This window comes from Enterobacter cloacae complex sp. ECL352 (genome assembly GCF_020149545.1).
GTDB classification, from domain to species: Bacteria; Pseudomonadota; Gammaproteobacteria; order Enterobacterales; family Enterobacteriaceae; genus Enterobacter; species Enterobacter asburiae_B.
On sequence record NZ_CP083709.1, the window covers coordinates 1,022,073 to 1,044,471 of the forward strand.

At 55.0% G+C, this 22,399-nt stretch carries 21 protein-coding genes and 6 tRNA genes; 13 read left to right on the top strand and 14 right to left on the bottom strand.

Going from position 1 to position 22,399, the window contains the following annotated elements; all coding sequences use genetic code 11:
* Window positions 1-26: 26 nt before the first annotated feature.
* From LBF07_RS04915 to LBF07_RS04925, 3 genes are all read right to left on the bottom strand, one after another.
* Entirely contained in the window at window positions 27-2,219 is a 2,193-nt protein-coding gene (locus LBF07_RS04915; protein ID WP_112778099.1) for an EAL domain-containing protein, read from the bottom strand.
* 213 nt (window positions 2,220-2,432) lie between these two features.
* Window positions 2,433-2,508 (bottom strand) — tRNA-Ala (locus LBF07_RS04920).
* 41 nt (window positions 2,509-2,549) lie between these two features.
* Window positions 2,550-2,625: transfer RNA gene (locus LBF07_RS04925), tRNA-Ala, on the bottom strand.
* A 217-nt stretch (window positions 2,626-2,842) separates the two neighbouring features.
* Between LBF07_RS04925 and LBF07_RS04930 the strand changes: the two genes are divergently transcribed.
* Both LBF07_RS04930 and LBF07_RS04935 read left to right on the top strand, forming a co-directional pair.
* A complete protein-coding gene (locus LBF07_RS04930) occupies window positions 2,843-3,205 on the top strand; it encodes a YfeC-like transcriptional regulator (protein WP_094934563.1) in 363 nt (120 codons plus the stop codon).
* A 1-nt stretch (window position 3,206) separates the two neighbouring features.
* Window positions 3,207-3,590 carry a YfeC-like transcriptional regulator gene (locus LBF07_RS04935; RefSeq protein WP_033146144.1) on the top strand — a complete coding sequence of 128 codons (384 nt, stop codon included), beginning with the start codon at window positions 3,207-3,209 and terminating at the stop codon, window positions 3,588-3,590.
* A 52-nt stretch (window positions 3,591-3,642) separates the two neighbouring features.
* Here LBF07_RS04935 and gltX read toward each other — a convergent pair whose 3' ends face one another.
* Window positions 3,643-5,058 carry a glutamate--tRNA ligase gene (gene gltX / locus LBF07_RS04940; RefSeq protein WP_087823074.1) on the bottom strand — a complete coding sequence of 472 codons (1,416 nt, stop codon included), beginning with the start codon at window positions 5,056-5,058 and terminating at the stop codon, window positions 3,643-3,645.
* A gap of 258 nt (window positions 5,059-5,316) precedes the next feature.
* Between gltX and LBF07_RS04945 the strand changes: the two genes are divergently transcribed.
* The 5 genes from LBF07_RS04945 (at window position 5,317) to LBF07_RS04965 (ending at window position 6,221) form a co-directional block, all read left to right on the top strand.
* Window positions 5,317-5,392: transfer RNA gene (locus LBF07_RS04945), tRNA-Val, on the top strand.
* A gap of 41 nt (window positions 5,393-5,433) precedes the next feature.
* A tRNA-Val gene (locus LBF07_RS04950) sits at window positions 5,434-5,509 on the top strand.
* A 29-nt stretch (window positions 5,510-5,538) separates the two neighbouring features.
* Window positions 5,539-5,614, top strand: a tRNA-Val gene (locus LBF07_RS04955).
* Window positions 5,615-5,618: 4 nt separating this feature from the next.
* Window positions 5,619-5,694, top strand: a tRNA-Lys gene (locus LBF07_RS04960).
* 188 nt (window positions 5,695-5,882) lie between these two features.
* Window positions 5,883-6,221, top strand: coding sequence for a FlxA-like family protein (locus tag LBF07_RS04965; protein WP_047060695.1), 339 nt, complete (start codon window positions 5,883-5,885; stop codon window positions 6,219-6,221).
* Here the strand turns inward: LBF07_RS04965 and LBF07_RS04970 are convergent.
* Window positions 6,218-7,153 (bottom strand): LysR family transcriptional regulator, encoded by a 936-nt coding sequence (locus tag LBF07_RS04970; RefSeq protein ID WP_033146568.1) that lies wholly within the window; start codon window positions 7,151-7,153, stop codon window positions 6,218-6,220. The two genes, LBF07_RS04965 and LBF07_RS04970, sit on opposite strands and share 4 nt — an antisense overlap.
* A gap of 89 nt (window positions 7,154-7,242) precedes the next feature.
* Between LBF07_RS04970 and LBF07_RS04975 the strand changes: the two genes are divergently transcribed.
* On the top strand, window positions 7,243-8,238 hold the full coding sequence (locus LBF07_RS04975; RefSeq protein ID WP_047060698.1) for a bile acid:sodium symporter family protein: 996 nt from the start codon (window positions 7,243-7,245) through the stop codon (window positions 8,236-8,238).
* On the opposite strand, the gene LBF07_RS04980 is transcribed toward LBF07_RS04975, so the two are convergent.
* The 3 genes from LBF07_RS04980 to zipA all read right to left on the bottom strand — a co-directional run bounded on the left by LBF07_RS04980 (window position 8,235) and on the right by zipA (window position 11,520).
* Window positions 8,235-8,450 (bottom strand): DUF3820 family protein, encoded by a 216-nt coding sequence (locus LBF07_RS04980; RefSeq protein WP_003861328.1) that lies wholly within the window; start codon window positions 8,448-8,450, stop codon window positions 8,235-8,237. The genes LBF07_RS04975 and LBF07_RS04980 overlap by 4 nt on opposite strands.
* 1 nt (window position 8,451) lies before the next feature.
* The gene (gene ligA / locus LBF07_RS04985) at window positions 8,452-10,467 is read right to left on the bottom strand and encodes an NAD-dependent DNA ligase LigA (RefSeq protein WP_094934564.1); all 2,016 of its coding nucleotides are present in this window, start codon (window positions 10,465-10,467) and stop codon (window positions 8,452-8,454) included.
* Between the two features lie 69 nt (window positions 10,468-10,536).
* The gene (gene zipA, locus LBF07_RS04990) at window positions 10,537-11,520 is read right to left on the bottom strand and encodes a cell division protein ZipA (protein ID WP_094934565.1); all 984 of its coding nucleotides are present in this window, start codon (window positions 11,518-11,520) and stop codon (window positions 10,537-10,539) included.
* 230 nt (window positions 11,521-11,750) lie between these two features.
* Here zipA and cysZ point away from each other — a divergent pair, with 230 nt between their 5' ends.
* The 5 genes from cysZ to crr all read left to right on the top strand — a co-directional run bounded on the left by cysZ (window position 11,751) and on the right by crr (window position 16,544).
* A complete protein-coding gene (gene cysZ, locus LBF07_RS04995) occupies window positions 11,751-12,512 on the top strand; it encodes a sulfate transporter CysZ (protein ID WP_039263698.1) in 762 nt (253 codons plus the stop codon).
* A gap of 163 nt (window positions 12,513-12,675) precedes the next feature.
* Window positions 12,676-13,647, top strand: coding sequence for a cysteine synthase A (gene cysK, locus LBF07_RS05000; protein ID WP_014884739.1), 972 nt, complete (start codon window positions 12,676-12,678; stop codon window positions 13,645-13,647).
* Between the two features lie 317 nt (window positions 13,648-13,964).
* On the top strand, window positions 13,965-14,222 hold the full coding sequence (gene ptsH, locus LBF07_RS05005; RefSeq protein WP_000487600.1) for a phosphocarrier protein Hpr: 258 nt from the start codon (window positions 13,965-13,967) through the stop codon (window positions 14,220-14,222).
* Window positions 14,223-14,266: 44 nt separating this feature from the next.
* Complete coding sequence (gene ptsI, locus LBF07_RS05010) at window positions 14,267-15,994, top strand: phosphoenolpyruvate-protein phosphotransferase PtsI (protein ID WP_023332954.1); 1,728 nt, start codon at window positions 14,267-14,269, stop codon at window positions 15,992-15,994.
* A gap of 40 nt (window positions 15,995-16,034) precedes the next feature.
* A complete protein-coding gene (gene crr, locus LBF07_RS05015) occupies window positions 16,035-16,544 on the top strand; it encodes a PTS glucose transporter subunit IIA (RefSeq protein ID WP_003861316.1) in 510 nt (169 codons plus the stop codon).
* A gap of 44 nt (window positions 16,545-16,588) precedes the next feature.
* On the opposite strand, the gene pdxK is transcribed toward crr, so the two are convergent.
* From pdxK to LBF07_RS05045, 6 genes are all read right to left on the bottom strand, one after another.
* Complete coding sequence (pdxK, locus tag LBF07_RS05020; protein ID WP_033146151.1) at window positions 16,589-17,425, bottom strand: pyridoxine/pyridoxal/pyridoxamine kinase; 837 nt, start codon at window positions 17,423-17,425, stop codon at window positions 16,589-16,591.
* Between the two features lie 5 nt (window positions 17,426-17,430).
* Complete coding sequence (gene cysM / locus LBF07_RS05025; protein ID WP_094934566.1) at window positions 17,431-18,342, bottom strand: cysteine synthase CysM; 912 nt, start codon at window positions 18,340-18,342, stop codon at window positions 17,431-17,433.
* 113 nt (window positions 18,343-18,455) lie between these two features.
* Complete coding sequence (cysA, locus tag LBF07_RS05030) at window positions 18,456-19,550, bottom strand: sulfate/thiosulfate ABC transporter ATP-binding protein CysA (RefSeq protein ID WP_008501607.1); 1,095 nt, start codon at window positions 19,548-19,550, stop codon at window positions 18,456-18,458.
* The gene (cysW, locus tag LBF07_RS05035; protein ID WP_023308733.1) at window positions 19,540-20,415 is read right to left on the bottom strand and encodes a sulfate/thiosulfate ABC transporter permease CysW; all 876 of its coding nucleotides are present in this window, start codon (window positions 20,413-20,415) and stop codon (window positions 19,540-19,542) included. The genes cysA and cysW overlap by 11 nt, the downstream gene beginning before the upstream one ends.
* Entirely contained in the window at window positions 20,415-21,248 is an 834-nt protein-coding gene (gene cysT, locus LBF07_RS05040; RefSeq protein WP_004123378.1) for a sulfate/thiosulfate ABC transporter permease CysT, read from the bottom strand. The genes cysW and cysT overlap by 1 nt, the downstream gene beginning before the upstream one ends.
* Window positions 21,248-22,261: a sulfate ABC transporter substrate-binding protein gene (locus tag LBF07_RS05045; protein ID WP_094934567.1), complete on the bottom strand. Its 1,014-nt coding sequence runs from the start codon at window positions 22,259-22,261 to the stop codon at window positions 21,248-21,250. The genes cysT and LBF07_RS05045 overlap by 1 nt, the downstream gene beginning before the upstream one ends.
* Between the last annotated feature and the right edge of the window lie 138 nt (window positions 22,262-22,399).

Here is a 22,399-nt window from a genome sequence, read left to right on the forward strand (position 1 = left end):
AACCGGGAGCCTGGCTCCCGGTTTTTTTATGCCCGCAATTCTTCCAGCGGTTTGGGTTTGCCTATCAGGTAGCCCTGCAGGTAATCCACGCCGAAGCGAAGCAGCATCTCGCGCTGCGCCGGTGTTTCGACGTATTCCGCTACGACGCACAGCGATTTCGTCTTCGCCAGATTACACATCGACTGCACGATCATCGCATCCATATCATCGGTACAAATGTCTTTAATAAAGCAGCCGTCAATTTTAATGATGTCTGCCTGCAGGCGTCTGAGGCGCTCGTAGTTGGCGTAGCCGGTACCAAAATCATCTATAGCAATCCGGAAACCGTAATCCCGCAGTTGCTGAATATTGTGGATGCTGCTGCCTGAATTTGAGAAGGCCTGCTCTTCGGTAATCTCAATCACGACGGACTGAGGCGCAACGCCGTAGCGTTCAAAGAGCGCACAAATCTCGGACGCCACCTCTTTTTGCATCAGCGTAAGCGGCATCAGATTAACGGAGAAACGAGCGCCAGCCTGCGTTGAAGGGTGATCGCGCAGCCACAGCAGTAATTTCTCCATGACGCACATATCAAACCGGTGGCTGAGGTTGAACTGGGCAATCAACGGAATAAAGCGGTCAGGAGTGAAGATCTCGCCCTCGCTCTCCATACGCGTCAGAATTTCGTAGTAGCCGCTCCCGTCCGCCTTCTGGATCGGTTGCGCGTATAAATGGAACTGACCCGCCTCCAGGGCATGCTTAATCCGCGCCAGCATCAGGACTCGCTCTGTCGTTTGCCCTGATGCCGCCTCGAGGCTATTCGTGAGCGCAAGCACGTTGTTTGCTGCTCCGCAGGATTGCTCGGCCAGCCAGCTCAGCTGCCCCAGCGTGTGGTGCAGTTTTTCGCCGTTTTCGACCATTCCCCAAGACGCACCGAATTCAATATCCAGCCCGGTGTTGTTCCAAAAAATCTTACGGCTGTTCAGTCGATCAACCATATGCTGGAGGCGCTCAGCGGTTCCCGGGCCCAGTAATACCAGCACAAGCTCGCTTCCGGGAAGCTGGAAGAGCGTCTCATCTTTTTGCAGGAGAGGCTGCAGCGACGTGGCGATCGTACGTTTGCAATGGACCCGCATCAGGATCCCATAATGGCGGCTCAAAAATTCCAGGTTATCCATACGCAGAATGCTCACTTTTGCATCCGGGTGAATCTCAAGATAATCCTCCAGCGCACGAATATTGGGCAATCCGGTCAGCGGATCGGTGAGCGCCCTCCCCTGCCAGCCCCGCTTAAGCCACTCGCTGCGCTGATAAATGCGCGACATGTAAAGCAGACAGATCGCGAATGAGATAAGCACGGACAGAATAAAAGAGAGCGAATGGCCCGATTCCACCCCGTTAAGGAAGTTGTAGTTGTAGGTCAACAGCAGGAGCGCAGATACAGCCCACAGCAGAGAAATCAACGCATAGGTCAGTCGGCTTATCGCTAAGGTAAAAAGAATAAAAATCAGCGGCATCAAATAGCCCGCAATGACGGGAGATTCAAAAGGACCACATAAAATGACGAGAATGAAACTTAATAGCACCAGCCAGGCAAAAATATATAATGAATTCTTGTGAAAAAACACGGGCTTCACGCTTCGTCGCCAGAAACTTATTGCATAACGAGGATTAATTATCATTCTTAACGGGTAATAGAACATCATGGTAAAAATCAATGCCGCACATATCAGGCTTTGTATATCCACAACGTTATAAATTACCGTCCCTTCGCCGAAAAAGGTCGAAATTGTCACCGGAAAATCAAACAAATAGCCCGCCAAATACATCGACAGCTTAATCCCTATTGGCACCATAAAACCGAGCCAGAATATCCGCAATCCGATGTGCTTGTTAGGGATGGAGTAGCGCCAACGCTTACCCAGCATGATGCGCAGAAGGCCGCACGCCGCGAACAACGCAAAGGTCTGACAGAACAGTAATACTGAATATTGTAGCGGTGCTAAATTTACATAGAATAAATTAGTGACAGTAAAACCTAACAAAATGGGAAGAATAGCCCTGCGCCCAAATAGCAGAATTACCGCCAGCATTACGCTTAAAGGTAACCATGCTAAATAAACGTCGTGACCATTAACAATTGCGCGGGGAGAGAGATAACGGGAGACAGGTACCGCAATCAGGCATAAGGCCAGAGCAATCATAAATATCTTTACATTATTGTAAGTTTTTCTATTCATTAACCTGGGCGTTATTTTCCGAGAGAATTATTGACCGGATGGATAATAGGTTTATTAATTGCGCGAATCAAGTTCAAGTCTATTTTTAGACTGGTTTATTGATGTCGATTGAGGTGAGGTACGGGAATACCTTCTTTTTGATAACAAAATACGGTGGCGGGTGTTACAAACACATAAAAAAAACCCTCGTCTTTTGACGAGGGTTTACAATTTTGGTGGAGCTAAGCGGGATCGAACCGCTGACCTCTTGCATGCCATGCAAGCGCTCTCCCAGCTGAGCTATAGCCCCACATGTGACTTTACTGACCGCACTCTGTTGGGTTCAGAGTTTGGTGGAGCTAAGCGGGATCGAACCGCTGACCTCTTGCATGCCATGCAAGCGCTCTCCCAGCTGAGCTATAGCCCCATCGTAAAGCTGTCATGTTGACGGGCGGCATAATATGAATTCCGCCGCGGAGTGTCAACGGCAAAATCAATCCCAGCCATTCAATCGCCGAAAAATCATGCAAATGAATCACTTTGCGAGCCTGCTCGCAGTCAGGAGTTAAGCCTGTCACGTTTTCACGTAAAACGGTGCTATAAAATGAGCCGTTAATTAACCCCACTGATATTCAGGAAATTGCATGATCAAGGAACGAATGACGCCAGAAGAGTTAGCCCTCCTCACTGGCTATAGCCGCCAGACCATCAATAAATGGGTACGCAAAGAGGGTTGGATTACATCACCAAAACCAGGCGTCCAGGGCGGGAAAGCTCGCCTGGTACATGTGAACGAAAAAGTCCGTGACTTTATCCGCAGCGCACGTCGGGCAACTGAAACGTCCGAACTGCCAGAAGGCATCAGTCATGATAGTTCGCTTCACACGCTGCTCCTGACGCTGGCCAATGAAATGACGCCGGAAGAGCAGAAGCAGATGACATCGCTGTTAATGCGGGAAGGGATTACCGGATTGTTGCAACGTTTAGGAATTCGCGATCAGAACTGATATGAAAAAATTACGCAGCAAAATGACCACGGAAGAGCTGGCGGAGAGTTTGGGCGTTGCCAGACAAACGGTTAATCGCTGGATACGCCAGCAGGGATGGAAAACCGAAGGCCTCAACGGCGTGAAGGGTGGTCGCGCGCGGCTCATTCATATTGATGCGCGCGTGAAGGAACATATTATGAGCCTCCCGGCGATCCGTAACCGTCAGGCGGTTTACCATCTCGCTGAGGTCACCGCTTCATACAGTGAACCCTCTTCAAACCTGTCTCCGGGCATTATTGAGACGCTGGAGAGTATGACTCAGCCAGAGCAGAGGCGTCTGGACGCCTTATTGAAACGTGAAGGCATACACGGCTTCCTGACGCGGCTCGGTCTCACGGAATAAAAGGCATAAAAAAAACGGCAGGGTAACCTGCCGTTTTTTATCTGAGGCCTAATTACTGCTGATTTTCACGTTCAGCGATAAAGTCCAGCGCCCTGTTAATGCGCGCCACGCTGCGTGACTTGCCGATGGCGTGAACCGTCACATCCAGTGCCGGAGACTGACCCGCCCCGGTCACCGCAACGCGCAGTGGCATACCGACTTTACCCATACCGACTTCCAGCTCGTCTGCCGTCGCCTGAATGGCGTGATGCACATTCTCAGCGGTCCACTCGGTAAGGGCCGCCAGCTTGTCGCGCACCACTTCCAGCGGCTGACGCGCAACCGGACGGAGGTGTTTCTTCGCGGCGTCCGCGTCGAACTCTTCAAACTCTTCATAGAAGTAGCGGCAGCTTTCGGCAATCTCTTTCAGCGTTTTGCAGCGCTCGCCGAGGAGTTTCACCAGGTCCGCCAGCTCAGGGCCAGTGCGGGTATCAATATTTGCCTGCTCAATATGCCACTGCAGATACGTCGCCACATATTCTGGCTGCATGGTGTTGATGTAGTGATGGTTCAGCCACAGGAGCTTGTCGGTATTAAAGGCGCTCGCTGATTTGCTTACAGAGCTCAGAGAGAATAGTTCGATCATCTCTTCGCGACTGAAGATCTCCTGGTCACCGTGGGCCCAGCCCAGACGCACCAGATAGTTCAGCAGTGCTTCCGGCAGATAACCGTCGTCGCGATACTGCATAACGCTTACCGCACCGTGACGTTTAGACAGTTTTTTCCCGTCATCGCCGTTGATCATGGAGACGTGCGCATAAACTGGCACAGGGGCGTTCAGCGCCTTCAGGATGTTGATCTGACGTGGCGTATTGTTGATATGGTCTTCACCACGGACAACGTGAGTAATTTCCATATCCCAGTCGTCAACCACAACGCAGAAGTTGTAGGTTGGAGAACCGTCGGTACGACGGATGATCAGATCGTCCAGCTCCTGGTTGCTGAATTCAATTGGGCCACGGATCTGGTCGTCAAAGATCACCGAGCCCTCTTGCGGGTTAGCAAAACGCACCACGCAAGGCTCATCTGCAGCATGCTCGCTATGGTCGTGGCGGCAGCGGCCGTCATAACGCGGCTTTTCACCGTTCGCCATCTGCGCTTCACGCAGTTCATCCAGACGCTCTTTAGAGCAGTAGCACTTATACGCCGTGCCCGCGACCAGCATCTCATCAATGACAGCGTTATAGCGGTCAAAGCGTTTGGTCTGGAAGTAAGGACCTTCATCCCATTCCAGATTCAGCCAGTTCATCCCATCCATAATGGCTTCAATTGCTTCTGGCGTGGAGCGCTCAAGATCGGTGTCTTCAATACGCAGCACGAACTCACCTTTGTTGTGGCGTGCGAAAAGCCAGGAATAGAGAGCGGTACGTGCACCACCGACGTGCAGATAGCCTGTCGGGCTCGGCGCGAAGCGAGTTTTGATTTTCATGAAATGGCCTTACATTATAAAGATGCCGGCAATCGGCAAATCCTGGGGAAAAAACGATGGGCAATATTCTATCACTGTGGGGGGATTCCTCAATGTTGATCACTTTATCGTGACCGAGTTTGCGATTTTTGTTTAGAAATCATGCGTCATTGCCCGTTTCGCGATCGTTTTGTTTAATTTTACGACGAACGAATAAAAACTTTAGAAAATGCGTTGACTCATTTTCAACTCTCCCTATAATGCGACTCCACACAGCGGGGGTGATTAGCTCAGTTGGTAGAGCATCTCCTTTACACGGAGGGGGTCGGCGGTTCGAGCCCGTCATCACCCACCATCTACTTCGGTAGACCCGCAGTGTAGATAAGAATTGAGATTGGGCGATTAGCTCAGTTGGTAGAGCATCTCCTTTACACGGAGGGGGTCGGCGGTTCGAGCCCGTCATCGCCCACCATTCTCACCTTATCGCAGCAGTTCCGAAATGGGCGATTAGCTCAGTTGGTAGAGCATCTCCTTTACACGGAGGGGGTCGGCGGTTCGAGCCCGTCATCGCCCACCATTTCGGGTCGTTAGCTCAGTTGGTAGAGCAGTTGACTTTTAATCAATTGGTCGCAGGTTCGAATCCTGCACGACCCACCAATGTAGAAAGGCGCCCTAAAGGCGCCTTTTTGCTATCTGCAGTTTGTCTACTTCCGCCTTCCAGTACACTTTCACCGCATCATCAATACTGATTGTGTATCAATGTAACTCCCTGCCAGATATGGCAGTTTTGCTCAAGCTAATCCCGTTGGTGCCGATACCTCTGTTTTATAACGCGAGGAAAAAGTATGACGACCATTCAGGCTTCAACCCAACAGATTCAAACCAGCGGCGCGAGTGGAACTTCGAGCAGTAACGATATTGCTGCGCAAATCACCCGCATTCTCGACAAGATCAAAAAGCTGACTCAGCAGTTAAAAGAGCTGGCAAACAGTCCCGTCAGCACCGATGAGAAGAAAAAGCAGCAGGAACTTATTCAGACCCAGCTCAAAGTGCTGCAGGCACAGCTCGCCGCGCTGCAGCGCCAGCAGGCAGAAGAGGCCCAAAAGAAGCAGGATCAAAAGCTGGGCAAAGTGGAAGGTGTGAATACCCCTTCAGACAATAATCAGATTGATATTTACATCTAATCTTCTGATGCGTTAAACAGTGGGTCGCGTATGCGGGCTTCGGTTAATCGTTGTGCCTGGATACGCACCACTTCCCAGATAGCCTGCGCCGCCCCTGAGAGTGAGCGATTTTTTCGCCGCACCAGCATCAGCTTTCGCTCAACAACGGGCGTTAATCGCTTGACGGCCAGCCGGCTTCCCTGCGGCAGGGGAAGCGCCAGGGCGGGCAACACGCTGATGCCAATGCCGGCTTCCACCATGGGAAACAGCGTCGCCGGGTGACCAATCTCCTGCACGATCGTTGCCTTTACACCCTGATTCACCAGCGCGGAATCAATCAGCGGACGGCTGCCCGAGGCATAATCCTGTAAAACCAGGTTCGCGCCCGTCAGGGACTGCCAGCTGACCTCCGGCAACGTGGCCAGCGGGTCGTCGTCACGGCAGAGCAGCAAAAAGGGCTCGGAAAGTACGCTTTCGCACGCCAGATCGCTCGCCTGGCCGGGATCGATAACGATACCAAAATCCACATCTCCCTGGCGGATGCTCTCCAGCACCCACTGCTGCGGCCTGTCATGCAGGACAAAATCAATGTCCGGGTAGCGATGACTTCCCTCGGCAATACATTGCGGGATAAGGTGTGCAGAGATCGTCTGACTGGCCGCGACGCGCACGGTCCCCGAAAGCTGCTGCCCCAGCCTCCCCACGTCTCTGAGCGTGCTGTTCAGCTCATCCAGCAATCGTTCAAGACGCAGGGCGAGCTGCTGCCCCGCTTCGGTGAGCACCACTTCACGGGTTGTGCGGTCAAGCAACTTCACCCCGGTCTGATTCTCAAGCTCTTTCACGCTGTGGCTGACCGCCGACTGGCTCAGGCCAATCATCTCCCCTGCCCGGCTAAAGCTGCGGGCGTGAGCGACGGTGACGAAAATACGAAGCTGGCGTAAGGAGTAATTCATCTGTTTCATTCATGAATGGATGCAATAAATCAATTTTATTTCTCAAATGGAAAAAAGCACAATAGCGACATCTGTTTTCAGGAGTCATTATGAAACTATTTCGTATTGTTGATCCGTTTACGCTCACCCTGGTGGTTACCGTTTTACTGGCCTCGTTCTTCCCCGCCCGCGGGGGCTTCGTCCCGTTTTTTGAAGGGCTGACGACGGCCGCCATCGCGCTGCTGTTCTTTATGCACGGCGCAAAGCTCTCGCGCGAAGCGATTATTGCCGGCGGTAGCCACTGGCGGCTGCACCTCTGGGTGATGTGCAGCACGTTCATTCTGTTCCCAATCCTCGGAGTGCTGTTTGCCTGGTGGGCGCCGGTTAACGTCGACCCGGCGCTCTACACCGGTTTCCTGTATCTCTGTATTCTGCCGGCTACCGTACAGTCCGCCATTGCCTTTACCTCTCTCGCCGGAGGGAACGTTGCGGCCGCGGTCTGCTCGGCATCGGCATCCAGCCTGTTAGGGATTTTCGTTTCCCCGCTGCTGGTGGGCCTGCTGATGAACATGCACGGCGCGGAAGGCAATCTCGAGCAGGTTGGAAAAATTTGCCTGCAGCTGCTGCTGCCGTTTGTCCTGGGGCATCTATCCCGTCCATGGACCGGGGCGTTCGTGGCTAAGCACAAGAAATGGATCTCAAAAACCGACCAGTCGTCGATTCTGCTGGTGGTCTATTCCGCCTTCAGCGAAGCGGTTGTAAATGGGATCTGGCATAAGGTGGGCGCAGGCTCGCTGCTGTTTATCGTGGTGGTCAGCCTCGTCCTGCTGGCGATTGTGATTGCGGTAAACGTCTTTGTGGCACGCAGGTGCGGCTTCAGCAAAGCGGATGAAATCACCATTGTCTTCTGCGGTTCGAAAAAGAGCCTGGCGAACGGTATCCCGATGGCCAATATTCTGTTCCCGACCTCGGTGATTGGGATGATGGTGCTGCCGCTGATGATTTTCCACCAGATCCAGCTGATGGTCTGCGCGGTGCTGGCGCGTCGCTACAAGCGCCAGACCGAAAAGCTGGCGCAGGAAGAGACCCGCGCCGCGAAGGCTTAAGGACGTTTCAGGGGCTGAACCAGCTGGGTCAGCCCCTCGGTTTTGATCAGTAACGTGATAGCCATCAGCTCGCCCAGCCGCCCTGCCGGGAATTCATCCTTACGGGCAAACCACAGCAGATACTCCTCCGGCAAATCAATCAGCCTGCGGCCCTTGTATTTACCGAACGGCATCTCCGTATTGGCTATTTCAACGAGCTGTTCTTTCTCCACGTTACTCTCCTAACAGACGCATCATTTCCGCTTCATCGATAACCTCAATGCCGAGCTCCTGGGCTTTCGCCAGCTTAGAGCCCGCCGCTTCCCCGGCGATCACCAGGTCGGTTTTCTTCGACACGCTGCCCGCCACTTTGGCCCCCAGCGCCACCAGGCGCGCCTTCGCATCGTCGCGTGCAAGCTGGCTCAGGCTACCGGTCAGGACGACCGTTTTACCGGCGAACGGGCTGTCGATCTCTTCGGCGTTAACCACCACCGGCGCGGGCCACTTAATGCCCTCTTCCAGCAGCTTGCCGATGACTTCACGGTTGCTCTCTTCGGCGAAGAAGTTAAAGACGTGCGTGGCGACCACAATGCCTACGTCAGGGACTTTCTGCAGCTCGTCGATGCTTGCCTTTTCCAGCGCCTCCAGCGTACCAAAGTACGCCGCCAGGCCCGCTGCCGTCGCCTCACCCACTTCACGAATACCCAGCGCGTACAGGAAGCGGGCAAAGGTCGTATCTTTGGCGGCTTCCAGCGCGTTAACCACATTCTGGGCTGACTTTGGCCCCATGCGATCCAGACCGGTCAGTTTACCTGCCGTCAGCCTGAAGAGATCCGCTGGCGTATGGACATACTCTTTCTCAACCAGCTGATCGATAATCTTGTCGCCCATGCCGTCGACATCCATCGCCCGACGGGAGACGAAGTGCTTCAGCGATTCTTTACGCTGCGCACCACAGATTAAGCCCCCAGTACAGCGCGCCACCGCTTCACCTTCCACACGCTCAACGTCGGAGCCGCACACCGGGCAGTGGGTCGGGAAGACGATCTCGCGCGTATCGGCAGGACGTTCCGACTCCACGACGTTAACCACCTGCGGGATAACGTCGCCCGCGCGGCGAATCACCACTTTGTCACCAATGCGCAGGCCGAGGCGTTCGATTTCATCGGCGTTATGCAACGTGGCATTACTCACCAGCACGCCCGCAACCTGCACGGGCTCCAGACGGGCGACCGGGGTAATCGCCCCCGTACGGCCAACCTGGAACTCCACATCGCGAACGACGGTCATCTGCTCCTGAGCAGGGAACTTAAACGCCACCGCCCAGCGCGGCGCGCGCGCCACAAAGCCCAGCTGCTCCTGCAGCGCCAGTGAATTCACCTTGATGACAACGCCATCAATATCAAACCCGAGCGTCGGACGGTCCTCTTCCACCTTGTGGTAGAACGCCAGCACCGCTTCCGGCGAGTCGCAGAGCTGAACGCGGTTGCTCACCGGCAGGCCCCACGCTTTAAACTGCAGCAGGCGTCCGAGGTGCGTATCCGGCAGCTCGCCGCCCTCCAGAATACCGACGCCGTAGCAGAAGAAAGTAAGCGGTCGCTTCGCGGTAATACGCGGGTCAAGCTGGCGCAGAGAGCCTGCCGCCGCATTACGCGGGTTAGCAAACACCTTCCCGCCGGTGCGACGCGCCTCATCGTTAATTTTCTCGAAGCCCGCCTGGGGCAGGAACACCTCGCCGCGCACTTCCAGACGCGCGGGAATGTTGTCACCCTGCAGCTTCAGCGGGATCGCGCGGATGGTACGCACGTTGGTGGTGATGTCTTCGCCCGTCGTACCGTCGCCACGCGTTGCGGCACGCACCAGCACACCGTTTTCATAGAGAAGACTGACCGCCAGGCCATCCAGCTTGAGCTCGCAGCACCAGGTGAGGGAGTCGCTGCTTTTCAGGCGATCCTGCACGCGCTTGTTAAACGCGAGGAAGCTCTCTTCATCAAATACGTTATCCAGCGACAGCATCGGCACCTCATGGCGCACCTGGCTGAAAGCGCCCAGCGGCTCAGCGCCGACGCGCTGGGTGGGGGAATCCGGCGTGATAAGCTCCGGATGCTGCGCCTCTAATTCGCGCAGCTCGCGCATCAGGCGGTCATATTCGGCATCCGGGACTTCCGGCGCGTCCATAACATGATAGAGGTATTCATGATGGCGAAGCGTGGTTCGCAGTTCAGTGAGTTGTTGTTCGATTGAGTCCATATCGCACCATCAATGAGAAAAAACCCCCGACAGGCGGGGGTTGAGGAGGAGTTGAAGTAAACGCGACGATTACGCGTTAGCTTCCTTAACTTCGCGGATGCGGTCCTGATACTCGCGCAGCTTCTGCGGGGTCATCATTCGACGCTGATCGTCGAGCACCACGCCGCCGACTTCGTCAGCGATGTGCTGAGCGGACTGCAGCATCAGCTTAAAGTTTTGCAGTTCGTCGCCGTAAGAAGGCACCTGCATAAAGATAGTGACGCCCGGGGTCACGAAATCACCGGTCATTTCCGGATCAAAGGTGCCAGGGTTAACCATGTTGGCCAGGCTGAACAGCGCCGGACCGCTACCGTCAGGGCTCAGCTGGCGATGGAAAATGTTCATATCGCCAAACTTGAATCCTGCCTGTTGAATACTGTTGAGCAGCACGTCACCGTTAAGATGGCTGCCGTGATGCGCGGCCACGTTCATGATGATCACCGCTTCTTTACGCTGCGGTTTTTCAACAACCGGCTCTGGTTCTACAACGGGCTCAGGCTCAACGTGCGGAGCCGGAGCAGGCTGAGGCGCAGGCTGTACGTGAACAGGCTGCTGCGGTTGTTGTACCGGCTGAGCAGGCTGTTGCTGCACGGGCTGCTGCACCGGTTGCTGTTGAACCGGCTGTGGCGCAGCAGGCTGCTGATAGACAGGCTGTTGCGGCGGCTGGCGCACCGGTTCTTCCACAGGCTGCGGCGCTGGCTGGCGCGGCTGTGCAGAAGCATACGGCGGTTGATACTGGTGCTGCGAAGGACGAGGCGCTTCATGCTCCCCATGGCCTGCGCCGGGCGCAGTATTGACCCGATGAACACGAACTTCACCCACGCCGTCGTCATCGCTGCCGTCGATGTCATCTTCACTGTCATCGTCGTCACGACTGGACTTCATGCGCTTCAGTGGGCGATCGCGAAACATCGAGGAACGCTCTTTACGGCTGGTCCAGAAACCATGTACCAGTAAAGCGATTATGGCGATCGCGCCAACAATGATTAATATCAGACGCAAATCCTGCATCATTATATTCTCTGTTGTTCTAACACCTTGCCACCACGGCAAACATTTACTCACTAAGAGTATTTGCCGTTTACGTCAAGTGCAAGTGTGTGCAGAGCATTCACAGCATAAAGATGAAGGAAATCGTGCTTTTTGCTGGTTTTTCGAACATTTCCGAACTGGTCATTGCTCCGTAAGTGGATAATATAGGCGGGCAATTCCACTGGTTGTGTAAAAAGGAGTACAGCCTGGCTATGGTTTCAACATCTTCTTCTCCCCCGCGCAGCGGCGTCTGGTATTTTTCTCAGGGCTGGAAACTGGTCTCCCTGCCGGGGATTCGACGCTTCGTGATTCTGCCGCTGTTGATCAACATTATTCTGATGGGCGGCGCGTTCTGGTGGCTATTCACAAAGCTGGAGAGCTGGATCCCGTCGCTGATGAGTTACGTTCCGGACTGGCTGCAGTGGCTTAACTACCTGCTCTGGCCGGTGGCGGTGATCTCCGTGCTGCTGGTGTTTGGGTACTTCTTTTCGACAATTGCCAACTGGATAGCCGCACCGTTTAACGGTCTGCTGGCGGAACAGCTGGAAGCGCGGCTTACCGGTGCGACGCCGCCGGACACGGGCGTGCTGGGGATCATGAAAGACCTGCCACGCATCATGAAGCGCGAGTGGCAGAAGTTTGCCTGGTACCTGCCCCGCGCGGTCGTGCTGCTTATCCTCTATTTTGTGCCAGGCATTGGCCAGACGGTGGCGCCGGTGCTGTGGTTCCTGTTCAGCGCCTGGATGCTGGCCATCCAGTACTGCGACTATCCGTTCGATAACCACAAGGTGCCGTTTAAAGAGATGCGCACTGCCCTGCGAAGCCAGAAGGTCGCCAACATGCAGTTTGGCGCGCTGACCAGCCTGTTCACCATGATTCCCTTCCTGAATCTGTTCATCATGCCCGTCGCCGTCTGCGGCGCGACGGCGATGTGGGTCGACTGCTACCGTGCTAAGCACGCGTTATGGAAATAATGCAAAAATGTGTAAAGCAGGGGTGGCTTATGCCGCCCCTTATTCCATACTGATCCCCATTATTTCCTTGCAGTATATAGATATGCGAATTCCTTACTTCCCCCTACCTGCTCAACAGGTATGCTGGGTCGGTATCCCAATTTCATACAGTTAAGGACAGGCCATGAGTAAGATTTATGAAGACAACTCGCTGACTATCGGTCATACGCCCCTGGTTCGACTGAACCGTATCGGTAATGGACGCATTCTGGCGAAGGTCGAATCACGTAACCCGAGCTTCAGCGTAAAATGCCGTATCGGTGCAAACATGATTTGGGATGCTGAAAAACGTGGCGTACTGAAGCCTGGCGTTGAGCTGGTGGAACCGACCAGCGGTAACACCGGTATCGCTCTGGCCTATGTGGCCGCCGCGCGTGGCTACAAGCTGACGCTGACCATGCCAGAAACCATGAGCATTGAGCGTCGTAAGCTGCTCAAAGCGCTGGGCGCGAACCTGGTGCTGACCGAAGGCGCGAAGGGCATGAAGGGCGCCATTCAGAAAGCTGAAGAGATTGTGGCCAGCGATCCGGCGAAATATCTGCTGCTGCAGCAGTTCAGCAACCCGGCTAACCCGGAAATTCACGAGAAGACCACCGGTCCGGAAATCTGGGAAGATACCGACGGCCAGGTTGACGTCTTTATCTCCGGCGTAGGTACCGGCGGTACGCTGACCGGCGTGTCACGCTATATTAAAGGCACAAAGGGTAAAAAAGACCTGATCACCGTTGCCGTTGAGCCAACTGACTCACCGGTTATCACCCAGGCACTGGCGGGTGAAGAGCTTAAGCCAGGCCCGCATAAAATTCAGGGTATTGGCGCAGGCTTCATTCCGGGCAACCTGGATCTGAAGCTGATCGATAAAGTGGTGACTATCACTAACGAAGAAGCCATTTCTACCGCGCGTCGCCTGATGGATGAAGAAGGCATTCTGGCGGGTATCTCTTCCGGTGCAGCCGTTGCGGCAGCGCTCAAGCTTCAGGAAGATGAAGCCTTTACCAACAAGAATATTGTGGTTATCCTTCCTTCTTCGGGCGAGCGTTACTTGAGCACCGCACTGTTTGCCGATCTGTTTACCGAAAAAGAACTGCAACAGTAGTGCCAGCATGTTAATAACGCGTAAAAAAGCACCTTTTCAGGTGCTTTTTTGTGGCCTGCTTCAAACTTTTGCCCCTCCTGGCATTGCTTCACCCCGTTGGGTCTGGTATTTAAACCAGCAATTATTTTGATGCGTGAAATTAATCGGTGAATGAAATAGCCTTGCTGAATCGATTTTATGATTTGGTTCAAGTCTTGCTTTCGCTGCATAATGTTTAATGACGATCGAAACGTCAGCGCTAACAATACAGGCTAAAGTTCAGTCGCCAGGCTAGACTTTAGTTCCACAACACTAAACCTATAAGTTGGGGAAATACAATGTTCCAGCAAGAAGTTACCATTACCGCTCCGAACGGTCTGCACACCCGCCCTGCTGCTCAGTTTGTTAAAGAAGCAAAAGGCTTCACTTCTGAAATCACTGTGACTTCCAACGGCAAAAGCGCGAGCGCAAAAAGCCTGTTCAAACTGCAGACTCTGGGCCTGACTCAGGGCACCGTTGTCACCATCTCTGCAGAAGGTGAAGACGAGCAGAAAGCAGTTGAGCATCTGGTAAAACTGATGGCTGAGCTCGAGTAAGTTTCCGGGTTCTTTTAAATATCAGTCACAAGTAAGGTAGGGTTATGATTTCAGGCATTTTAGCATCCCCGGGTATCGCTTTCGGCAAAGCACTGCTGCTGAAAGAAGACGAGATCGTCATCGACCGGAAAAAAATTTCTGCCGACAAGGTTGATCAGGAAGTTGAACGTTTTCTGAGCGGTCGTGCCAAGGCATCTGCGCAACTGGAAGCAATCAAAACTAAAGCTGGCGAAACTTTCGGTGAAGAAAAAGAAGCCATCTTCGAAGGGCACATCATGCTGCTCGAAGATGAGGAGCTGGAGCAGGAAATCATAGCCCTGATTAAAGATAAAGGCATGACGGCCGACGCGGCTGCGCATGAAGTTATCGAAGGTCAGGCAACTGCCCTGGAAGAACTGGATGATGAATACCTGAAAGAGCGTGCGGCTGACGTACGTGACATCGGTAAGCGCCTGCTGCGCAACATTCTGGGTCTGGCCATTATCGACCTGAGCGCGATTCAGGATGAAGTGATCCTGGTTGCCGCTGACCTCACCCCGTCTGAAACCGCACAGCTGAACCTGAAAAAGGTCCTCGGTTTCATCACCGACGCGGGTGGCCGTACCTCTCACACCTCTATCATGGCGCGCTCTCTGGAACTGCCTGCCATCGTGGGTACCGGTAGCGTCACCTCTCAGGTGAAAAACGGCGACTATCTGATTCTGGATGCCGTAAACAATCTGGTTTACGTCAACCCAACCAATGAAGAGATCGATAAACTGCGCGCGGTTCAGGAGCAGGTTGCGACTGAAAAAGCGGAACTCGCTAAGCTGAAAGACCTGCCAGCCATCACCCTGGACGGCCATCAGGTAGAAGTGTGCGCAAACATCGGTACCGTCCGCGACGTTGATGGCGCTGAGCGCAACGGTGCGGAAGGCGTAGGTCTCTATCGTACAGAATTCCTGTTCATGGACCGCGACGCGCTGCCAACGGAAGAAGAGCAGTTTGCTGCCTATAAAGCCGTGGCTGAAGCGTGTGGTTCTCAGGCGGTTATCGTCCGTACCATGGACATCGGCGGCGACAAAGAGCTGCCGTACATGAACTTCCCGAAAGAAGAGAACCCGTTCCTGGGCTGGCGTGCAATCCGTATCGCGATGGATCGTAAAGAGATCCTGCGTGACCAGGTTCGCGCGATCCTGCGTGCCTCTGCTTTCGGTAAACTGCGCATCATGTTCCCGATGATCATCTCTGTTGAAGAAGTGCGTGCACTGAAGAAAGAGATCGAAATCTACAAACAGGAACTGCGCGACGAAGGTAAAGCGTTTGACGAGTCAATCGAGATCGGCGTGATGGTGGAAACACCTGCGGCGGCGACCATTGCGCGTCATTTAGCCAAAGAAGTTGATTTCTTTAGTATCGGCACCAATGATTTAACGCAGTACACCCTGGCAGTTGACCGTGGTAATGATATGATTTCACATCTCTACCAGCCAATGTCACCGTCCGTACTGAACTTGATCAAGCAAGTTATTGATGCTTCTCATGCAGAAGGTAAATGGACTGGCATGTGTGGTGAGCTTGCAGGCGACGAACGTGCTACACTTCTGTTGCTGGGTATGGGTCTGGACGAATTCTCTATGAGCGCCATTTCCATCCCGCGCATTAAGAAGATTATCCGTAACACGAACTTCGAAGATGCGAAGGTGTTAGCAGAGCAGGCTCTTGCTCAACCGACAACGGACGAGTTAATGACGCTGGTTAACAAGTTCATTGAAGAAAAAACAATCTGCTAATCCACGAGATGCGGCCCAAATTACTGCTTAGGAGAAGATCATGGGTTTGTTCGATAAACTGAAATCTCTGGTTTCTGATGATAAGAAAGACTCCGGAACTATTGAGATTGTTGCTCCGCTCTCCGGCGAGATCGTCAACATCGAAGACGTGCCGGATGTAGTGTTTGCTGAGAAAATCGTTGGTGATGGCATTGCTATCAAACCAACTGGCAACAAAATGGTTGCTCCAGTTGACGGCACCATCGGTAAAATTTTTGAAACCAACCATGCGTTCTCTATCGAATCTGATAGCGGTATCGAACTGTTCGTTCACTTCGGTATCGACACCGTTGAACTGAAAGGCGAAGGCTTCAAACGTATCGCGGAAGAAGGCCAGCGTGTTAAAGTTGGCGACCCGGTAATTGAATTCGATCTGCCACTGCTGGAAGAAAAAGCCAAGTCTACCCTGACGCCGGTTGTTATCTCCAACATGGACGAAATCAAAGAACTGATCAAACTGTCTGGCAGCGTCACCGTGGGTGAAACTCCGGTTATCCGCATCAAGAAGTAATTCTTGCCGCACAGAAAAATGGCGCCTTCGGGCGCCATTTTTGTTTATGCCGGTAGGATAAGCTCGTCGTAGCCCTTCGACTGGGTATAGAGCATCACGTCAGTCACCCGATCGCCGGCCATGCGAATGGCGTCGGCAACGGTTTTCCCCTCAACAATTCCGCTCACCAGCTCTGAACAGAACAGGTCGCCCGTCCCTTTCAGATCGGTTTCTACGCGCGGATGCGCGCTGACGGTCACGCCTTCATTCGTCACCAGCACCACGTGGATGTTTTCCGGGTCATCGGTCACCGGCGCGCTGGTGATCGCCACCCATTTCAGGCTATCAGAGAGCAGTCCCTGCGCCGCCGCGATGGCGCTTTCCGGCGTACGGCACGGTTTGCCGCTTAACACTTCCAGCTCATAGACGTTTGGCGTAATCCCCTGCGCCAGCGGCAGCAGGTGCTCCCGATACGCCTGCGGGATCTCGGGCTTGACGTACATACCGCTGTCGATATCTCCGATAACCGGGTCGACCAGCACCAGCAGGTCAGGATGCTGCGCTTTGACCGCCTTCAGCCATTGAGCCAGCAGGACGATCTGGCTTGCGCTGCCCATATAGCCGGTGGTGACCGCTTTAAGCTCGCGCAGGATCTCGCGTTCTTCCAGTGCCTTAAGATAGCCGCTGAACCACTCGTCGGGGATCACCCCACCATAAAACGTGTCGTAATGCGGCGTGTTGCTAAACAGAACCGTCGGCACGGCGGTGACGTTCAGCCTGTGGGTACGAATATTCGGTACCGCAATGCTGTTCCCCACGCTGCCGTAAACCACCTGCGACTGCACTGCGACAATGTCGGTTTGCTGCGCCCGGGTGTTATCCCGGAATAGAATCATCTCCATGACGCTTAAATCCCCGCCCCCTGCGAATAACTCTCTTCACCAAAGACGCCGGTAGACAGATAGCGATCGCCGCGATCGCAAATAATCGCCACTACTACCGCCCCCGGGTTTGCCTGCGCCACCCGAATCGCCCCCGCTACCGCGCCGCCCGAGCTGACGCCGCAGAAGATACCTTCGCGCACGGCCAGCTCACGCATGGTATTTTCCGCCTCGCGCTGGTGAAGATCCAGCACCTGGTCCACCAGCTGCGCATTAAAGATGCCGGGCATATACTCCGCCGGCCAGCGGCGAATACCCGGAATGCTGCTCCCCTCTTCCGGCTGGAGGCCAACGATGGTGACGGTTTTTTCCTGCTCGCGCAGAAAACGCGATACCCCGGTAATGGTGCCTGTGGTGCCCATGCTGGAGACAAAATGGGTGATACGCCCGTCGGTTTGCTGCCAGATTTCCGGGCCGGTGGTGGTGTAGTGCGCGTACGGGTTGTCCGGGTTGTTGAACTGATCCAGCAGTTTACCTTCACCGCGCCCGGCCATCTCCAGCGCTAAGTCGCGTGCGCCTTCCATTCCCTGCTCTTTGGTCACCAGAATCAGCTCGGCCCCGTAGGCACGCATCGCGGCGCGGCGCTCCTGGCTCATGTTGTCCGGCATCAGCAGCTTCATGCGGTAGCCTTTCAGCGCGGCGATCATCGCCAGGGCGATACCGGTGTTGCCGCTGGTGGCCTCAATCAGCACGTCGCCTGGCTTAATTTCTCCGCGTTTTTCGGCCTGGACAATCATCGACAGCGCCGCACGGTCTTTCACCGACCCCGCCGGGTTATTGCCTTCGAGTTTGACCCAGATTTCGCTGCCGTTGTCCGGACCCGTGCGCTGAAGCTTGACCAGAGGAGTGTTGCCGATGGTGTTTTCTAATGTATTCATGATCGCTGTCCAATAAAAAGCCCGGTGGCGCTTCGCTTACCGGGCCTACAGACGTCATATTGTAGGCCGGGTAAGCGCAGCGCCACCCGGCAAAACTACGTAATCCTAACCTATCAGGCTGACTCCGCCAGAGCAATATCCTCGCGCGTCTCGATGCGCTCCTTCCCGTGATAAATACGGGCGTGCTGCAACCCAACAAACAGGCGCTCACCCCGGTGCGGCGGCACGTCGTCGCGCATGACCACGGTCAGCGGCTCGGTATACCAGCCCAGCGGCTGTACCACCAATTGGGTGTAGTGACCTTTAGGGCTAGCTTCCAGCACCTGCACCGGCAGCGGTGAATCCAGGCTGGTTCGGCGGCTCACGTCCACTTCCCACGGACGCAGGAACAGATCGACCGGCCCCTGATGCGCGGAGGTATAGCCCAGCGGCCAGCGGTGCGCGCCAACGTGGAACTGTCCGCCGCGAATAGTGCCCTGCAGACGGTTTACCTCGCCCATAAACTCCAGCACGAAGCGGGTCGCCGGCTCACGCCAGAGCTGCTCCGGCTCGTCAACCTGCTCAATGTTGCCCTGGCTCATGACCACCACGCGATCCGCAACTTCCATCGCCTCTTCCTGATCGTGGGTCACGAAGACGCTGGTGAACTTCAGCTCTTCATGCAGCTGGCGCAGCCAGCGGCGCAGCTCTTTACGCACCTGCGCATCCAGCGCGCCGAAGGGTTCATCCAGCAGCAGAATTTGCGGCTCAACGGCCAGCGCGCGCGCCAGCGCCACGCGCTGTTTCTGCCCGCCGGACAGCTGGGCCGGGAAACGATCCGCCAGGTGAGCCAGCTGCACCATCTCCAGCAGTTTGGTCACTTTCGCCTTAATGGTTGCCGCATCCGGGCGTTCGCGACGCGGCAGCACGGTCAGGCCAAACGCGATGTTGTCGAACACGGTCATGTGGCGGAACAGCGCGTAGTGCTGGAACACAAAGCCTACTTTACGATCGCGGGCGTGCAGACGGCTCACGTCGGTGCCGTGGAAGCGGATGTGCCCGCTGGTCTGATGCTCAAGCCCGGCGATAATACGCAGCAGCGTGGTTTTGCCCGAGCCGGACGGCCCCAGCAGCGCCACCATTTGTCCGGAAGGGATATCCAGCGAGATATCATTCAGCACCTGGGTGCGACCAAAAGACTTCTTAATATTGGCAATCTCAATGCTCATGATTTCCCTCCTGATGCTGACGTTTTTCCTGATTTTCTAAACGCCACTGCACCACACTCTTCAAAAACAGGGTCAAGATGGCCATCAGCGTCAGCAACGCTGCGGCAGTAAACGAGCCGATGGTGTTGTAGTCCTGCTGCAGCAGCTCAATCTGGAGCGGCAGCGACAGGGTTTCACCCCGGATGGAGCCGGAGACGACGGAAACCGCACCGAACTCACCAATCGCGCGGGCGTTGGTCAGCACCACGCCGTAAAGCAGCGCCCAGCGGATATTCGGCAGCGTCACGCGACGGAACATCTGCCAGCCGGAAGCGCCCAGCAGCACCGCCGCTTCGTCTTCGTTGCTCCCCTGGCTTAACATCACCGGCACCAGCTCACGCACCACAAACGGACAGGTCACGAAGATGGTGACCAGCACCATGCCCGGCCAGGCGAACATGATCTGCAGGTTATGCTCGTCCAGCCAGCCGCCCAACGGGCCGTTGGAGCCGTAAAAGAGCAGGTACACCAGACCCGCCACCACCGGCGATACGGCGAAAGGAATGTCCAGCAGGGTCAGCAGCAGCTGACGTCCCGGGAAGTTAAAGCGGGTTACCAGCCAGGCCAGCAGGGTCCCGAACACGAGGTTCACCGGCACGGTGATCAGCGCAATCAGCACGGTCAGCCAGATGGCATGCAGCATATCCGGGTTCGCCAGGTTTTCCAGCGCGGGCATCAGGCCCTTGCTGAATGCCTGAACGAAGATATAAACCGTCGGCACGACGAGAATGAGGGCGGAAACCAGCACGCCCGCCCCAATCAGAAACCATTTACCCCAGTTAATGCGGGGTGCATCGTATCGCTTCAATTGCGTAACTTCCGCCATCAGTGACCTACCACACGTCGACCAAAGCGACTTTGCAGAGTGTTAATTGAGTACAGCAGCAGCAGCGACGCCGCCAGGATCACCGAGGCAATCGCGCTCGCCGCCGGATAATCAAACTCCTGCAAACGGATGAAAATCATCAGCGAGGTGACTTCTGTTTTCCAGGCGATGTTCCCGGCGATAAAAATCACCGCGCCGAACTCACCGAGGCTGCGGGTAAACGACAGCGCGACGCCCGCCATCAGCGCCGGAGAGAGCTCCGGCAGAACCACCTTGCGGAAGCTCTGCCAGCGCGTGGCGCCCAGCGTTTCCGCCGCTTCTTCGTATTCCGGACCCAACTCTTCCAGCACTGGCTGCACGGTACGGACCACAAACGGGATGCTGGTAAAAGCCATCGCCACCGCGATACCGAGCCAGGTGTAGGTTACTTTGATGTCGAATTTCGCCAGCCACTCGCCGTACAGCCCGTTCACGGAGAAGAGCGACGCGAGGGTTAAGCCTGCCACCGCCGTCGGCAGCGCAAACGGCAGATCCATCAGGGCGTCAAGCAGCGTGCGGCCCGGGAAGCGATAGCGGGTTAAGATCCACGCCATCAGCAGGCCAAACACGCCGTTAAAAATGGAGGCGACAAACGCCGACAGCAGCGTCACCTTATAGGCCGCCACCACCTGCGGGTTGGTGACCACGTCCCAGTACTGCGCCCAGCTCATCTGAGCAAGCTGCATCACCAGCGCGCTGAGCGGCAACAGCAGGATCAGGCAGACGAACAGCAGGCTGGTCCCGAGGCTTAAGGTAAAGCCCGGCAGCACGCGTTTTGTCGAAACTGCAAACATTACTTATGCCCCGCCGCCAGCAGTTTGTCTAACTCACCGCCGCTGGCAAAATGCGTTTTCATCACATCAGGCCAGGAGCCGAAACGATCTTCCACGCGGAACAAATCGGTCTGCGGGAACTTATCTTTCAGCTTGTTCATCACGTCCGGGTTGTTCACGCGGTAGTAGTAATCGGTAATGATGGTCTGCGCCTGTGGGCTGTACAGGTAGTTGAGATAGGCTTTTGCCGCTTTCTCGGTACCGTTTGCCTGCACGTTTTTATCCACCCACGCCACCGGGAACTCGGCCAGGATGTTGGTTTTCGGGATAACGACCTCGAAGCCCTGCGCTTCGTACTGTTTGCGGATGTTATTCACTTCCGATTCAAAGCTGATCAGCACGTCGCCGAGACCGCGCTCCGCGAAGGTCGTAGTCGCCCCGCGGCCGCCGGCATCAAACACTTCGACGTTTTTCAGGAACTGGGTCATGAACTGCTCGGTTTTGGCTTTATCGTTACCGTCAGCCTTGTCCGCCGCGCCCCACGCGGCTAAATAGGTATAACGCGCGTTACCGGAGGTTTTTGGGTTCGGGAAAATCAGCTTCACGTCGGAACGGACCAGGTCGCTCCAGTCGTGGATATTCTTCGGGTTGCCCTTACGCACCAGGAAGCCCATGGTGGAATAGAACGGGGAGCTATTGTTCGGCAGTCGGCTCTGCCAGTCTGCCGGGATCAGCTTGCCTTTGTCGTGCAGGATCTGCACGTCAGTCACCTGGTTGTAGGTCACCACATCCGCTTTCAGGCCCTGCAAAATCGCCAGCGCCTGCTTGGACGACCCGGCGTGGGACTGCTTGATGGTCAGCTTGTCGCCGTTATTATCTTTCGCCCACTGCTGTTCAAACGGTGGATTAAGGGCGGCAAACAGCTCGCGGGAGACGTCATACGAACTGTTCAACAGTTCAGTCGCCTGCGCCTGTGCCACCAGCAGTAAACCTGCCAGCGCCAGAGTTCCTTTTTTCAGTACAGTAACGGCCATTGCGAACCCTTATAAATGTGATGACTATCTTATAGTCATAATATTTATAACGGGGATGAAAGGAGTAACGGTTTTATATACCGTTTGGTGATTTAGAAGCAGAAAAGGGAATAAGGGGGAGGCCTGATGCCCTCACCC

Excerpts from the sequence above, each read along its gene's own strand:
- LBF07_RS04965 (WP_047060695.1), top strand. The coding sequence starts at position 5,883 with ATGACGACCATTCAGGCTTCAACCCAACAGATTCAAACCAGCGGCGCG.
- LBF07_RS04975 (WP_047060698.1), top strand. The coding sequence starts at position 7,243 with ATGAAACTATTTCGTATTGTTGATCCGTTTACGCTCACCCTGGTGGTT.
- gltX (WP_087823074.1), bottom strand. The coding sequence starts at position 5,058 with ATGAAAATCAAAACTCGCTTCGCGCCGAGCCCGACAGGCTATCTGCAC.
- ptsI (WP_023332954.1), top strand. The coding sequence starts at position 14,267 with ATGATTTCAGGCATTTTAGCATCCCCGGGTATCGCTTTCGGCAAAGCA.
- ligA (WP_094934564.1), bottom strand. The coding sequence starts at position 10,467 with ATGGACTCAATCGAACAACAACTCACTGAACTGCGAACCACGCTTCGC.
- cysM (WP_094934566.1), bottom strand. The coding sequence starts at position 18,342 with ATGAATACATTAGAAAACACCATCGGCAACACTCCTCTGGTCAAGCTT.
- cysA (WP_008501607.1), bottom strand. The coding sequence starts at position 19,550 with ATGAGCATTGAGATTGCCAATATTAAGAAGTCTTTTGGTCGCACCCAG.
- crr (WP_003861316.1), top strand. The coding sequence starts at position 16,035 with ATGGGTTTGTTCGATAAACTGAAATCTCTGGTTTCTGATGATAAGAAA.
- LBF07_RS04930 (WP_094934563.1), top strand. The coding sequence starts at position 2,843 with ATGATCAAGGAACGAATGACGCCAGAAGAGTTAGCCCTCCTCACTGGC.
- cysW (WP_023308733.1), bottom strand. The coding sequence starts at position 20,415 with ATGGCGGAAGTTACGCAATTGAAGCGATACGATGCACCCCGCATTAAC.
- zipA (WP_094934565.1), bottom strand. The coding sequence starts at position 11,520 with ATGATGCAGGATTTGCGTCTGATATTAATCATTGTTGGCGCGATCGCC.
- cysZ (WP_039263698.1), top strand. The coding sequence starts at position 11,751 with ATGGTTTCAACATCTTCTTCTCCCCCGCGCAGCGGCGTCTGGTATTTT.
- LBF07_RS04915 (WP_112778099.1), bottom strand. The coding sequence starts at position 2,219 with ATGAATAGAAAAACTTACAATAATGTAAAGATATTTATGATTGCTCTG.
- ptsH (WP_000487600.1), top strand. The coding sequence starts at position 13,965 with ATGTTCCAGCAAGAAGTTACCATTACCGCTCCGAACGGTCTGCACACC.
- pdxK (WP_033146151.1), bottom strand. The coding sequence starts at position 17,425 with ATGGAGATGATTCTATTCCGGGATAACACCCGGGCGCAGCAAACCGAC.
- LBF07_RS04970 (WP_033146568.1), bottom strand. The coding sequence starts at position 7,153 with ATGAATTACTCCTTACGCCAGCTTCGTATTTTCGTCACCGTCGCTCAC.
- LBF07_RS04935 (WP_033146144.1), top strand. The coding sequence starts at position 3,207 with ATGAAAAAATTACGCAGCAAAATGACCACGGAAGAGCTGGCGGAGAGT.
- LBF07_RS05045 (WP_094934567.1), bottom strand. The coding sequence starts at position 22,261 with ATGGCCGTTACTGTACTGAAAAAAGGAACTCTGGCGCTGGCAGGTTTA.
- cysK (WP_014884739.1), top strand. The coding sequence starts at position 12,676 with ATGAGTAAGATTTATGAAGACAACTCGCTGACTATCGGTCATACGCCC.
- cysT (WP_004123378.1), bottom strand. The coding sequence starts at position 21,248 with ATGTTTGCAGTTTCGACAAAACGCGTGCTGCCGGGCTTTACCTTAAGC.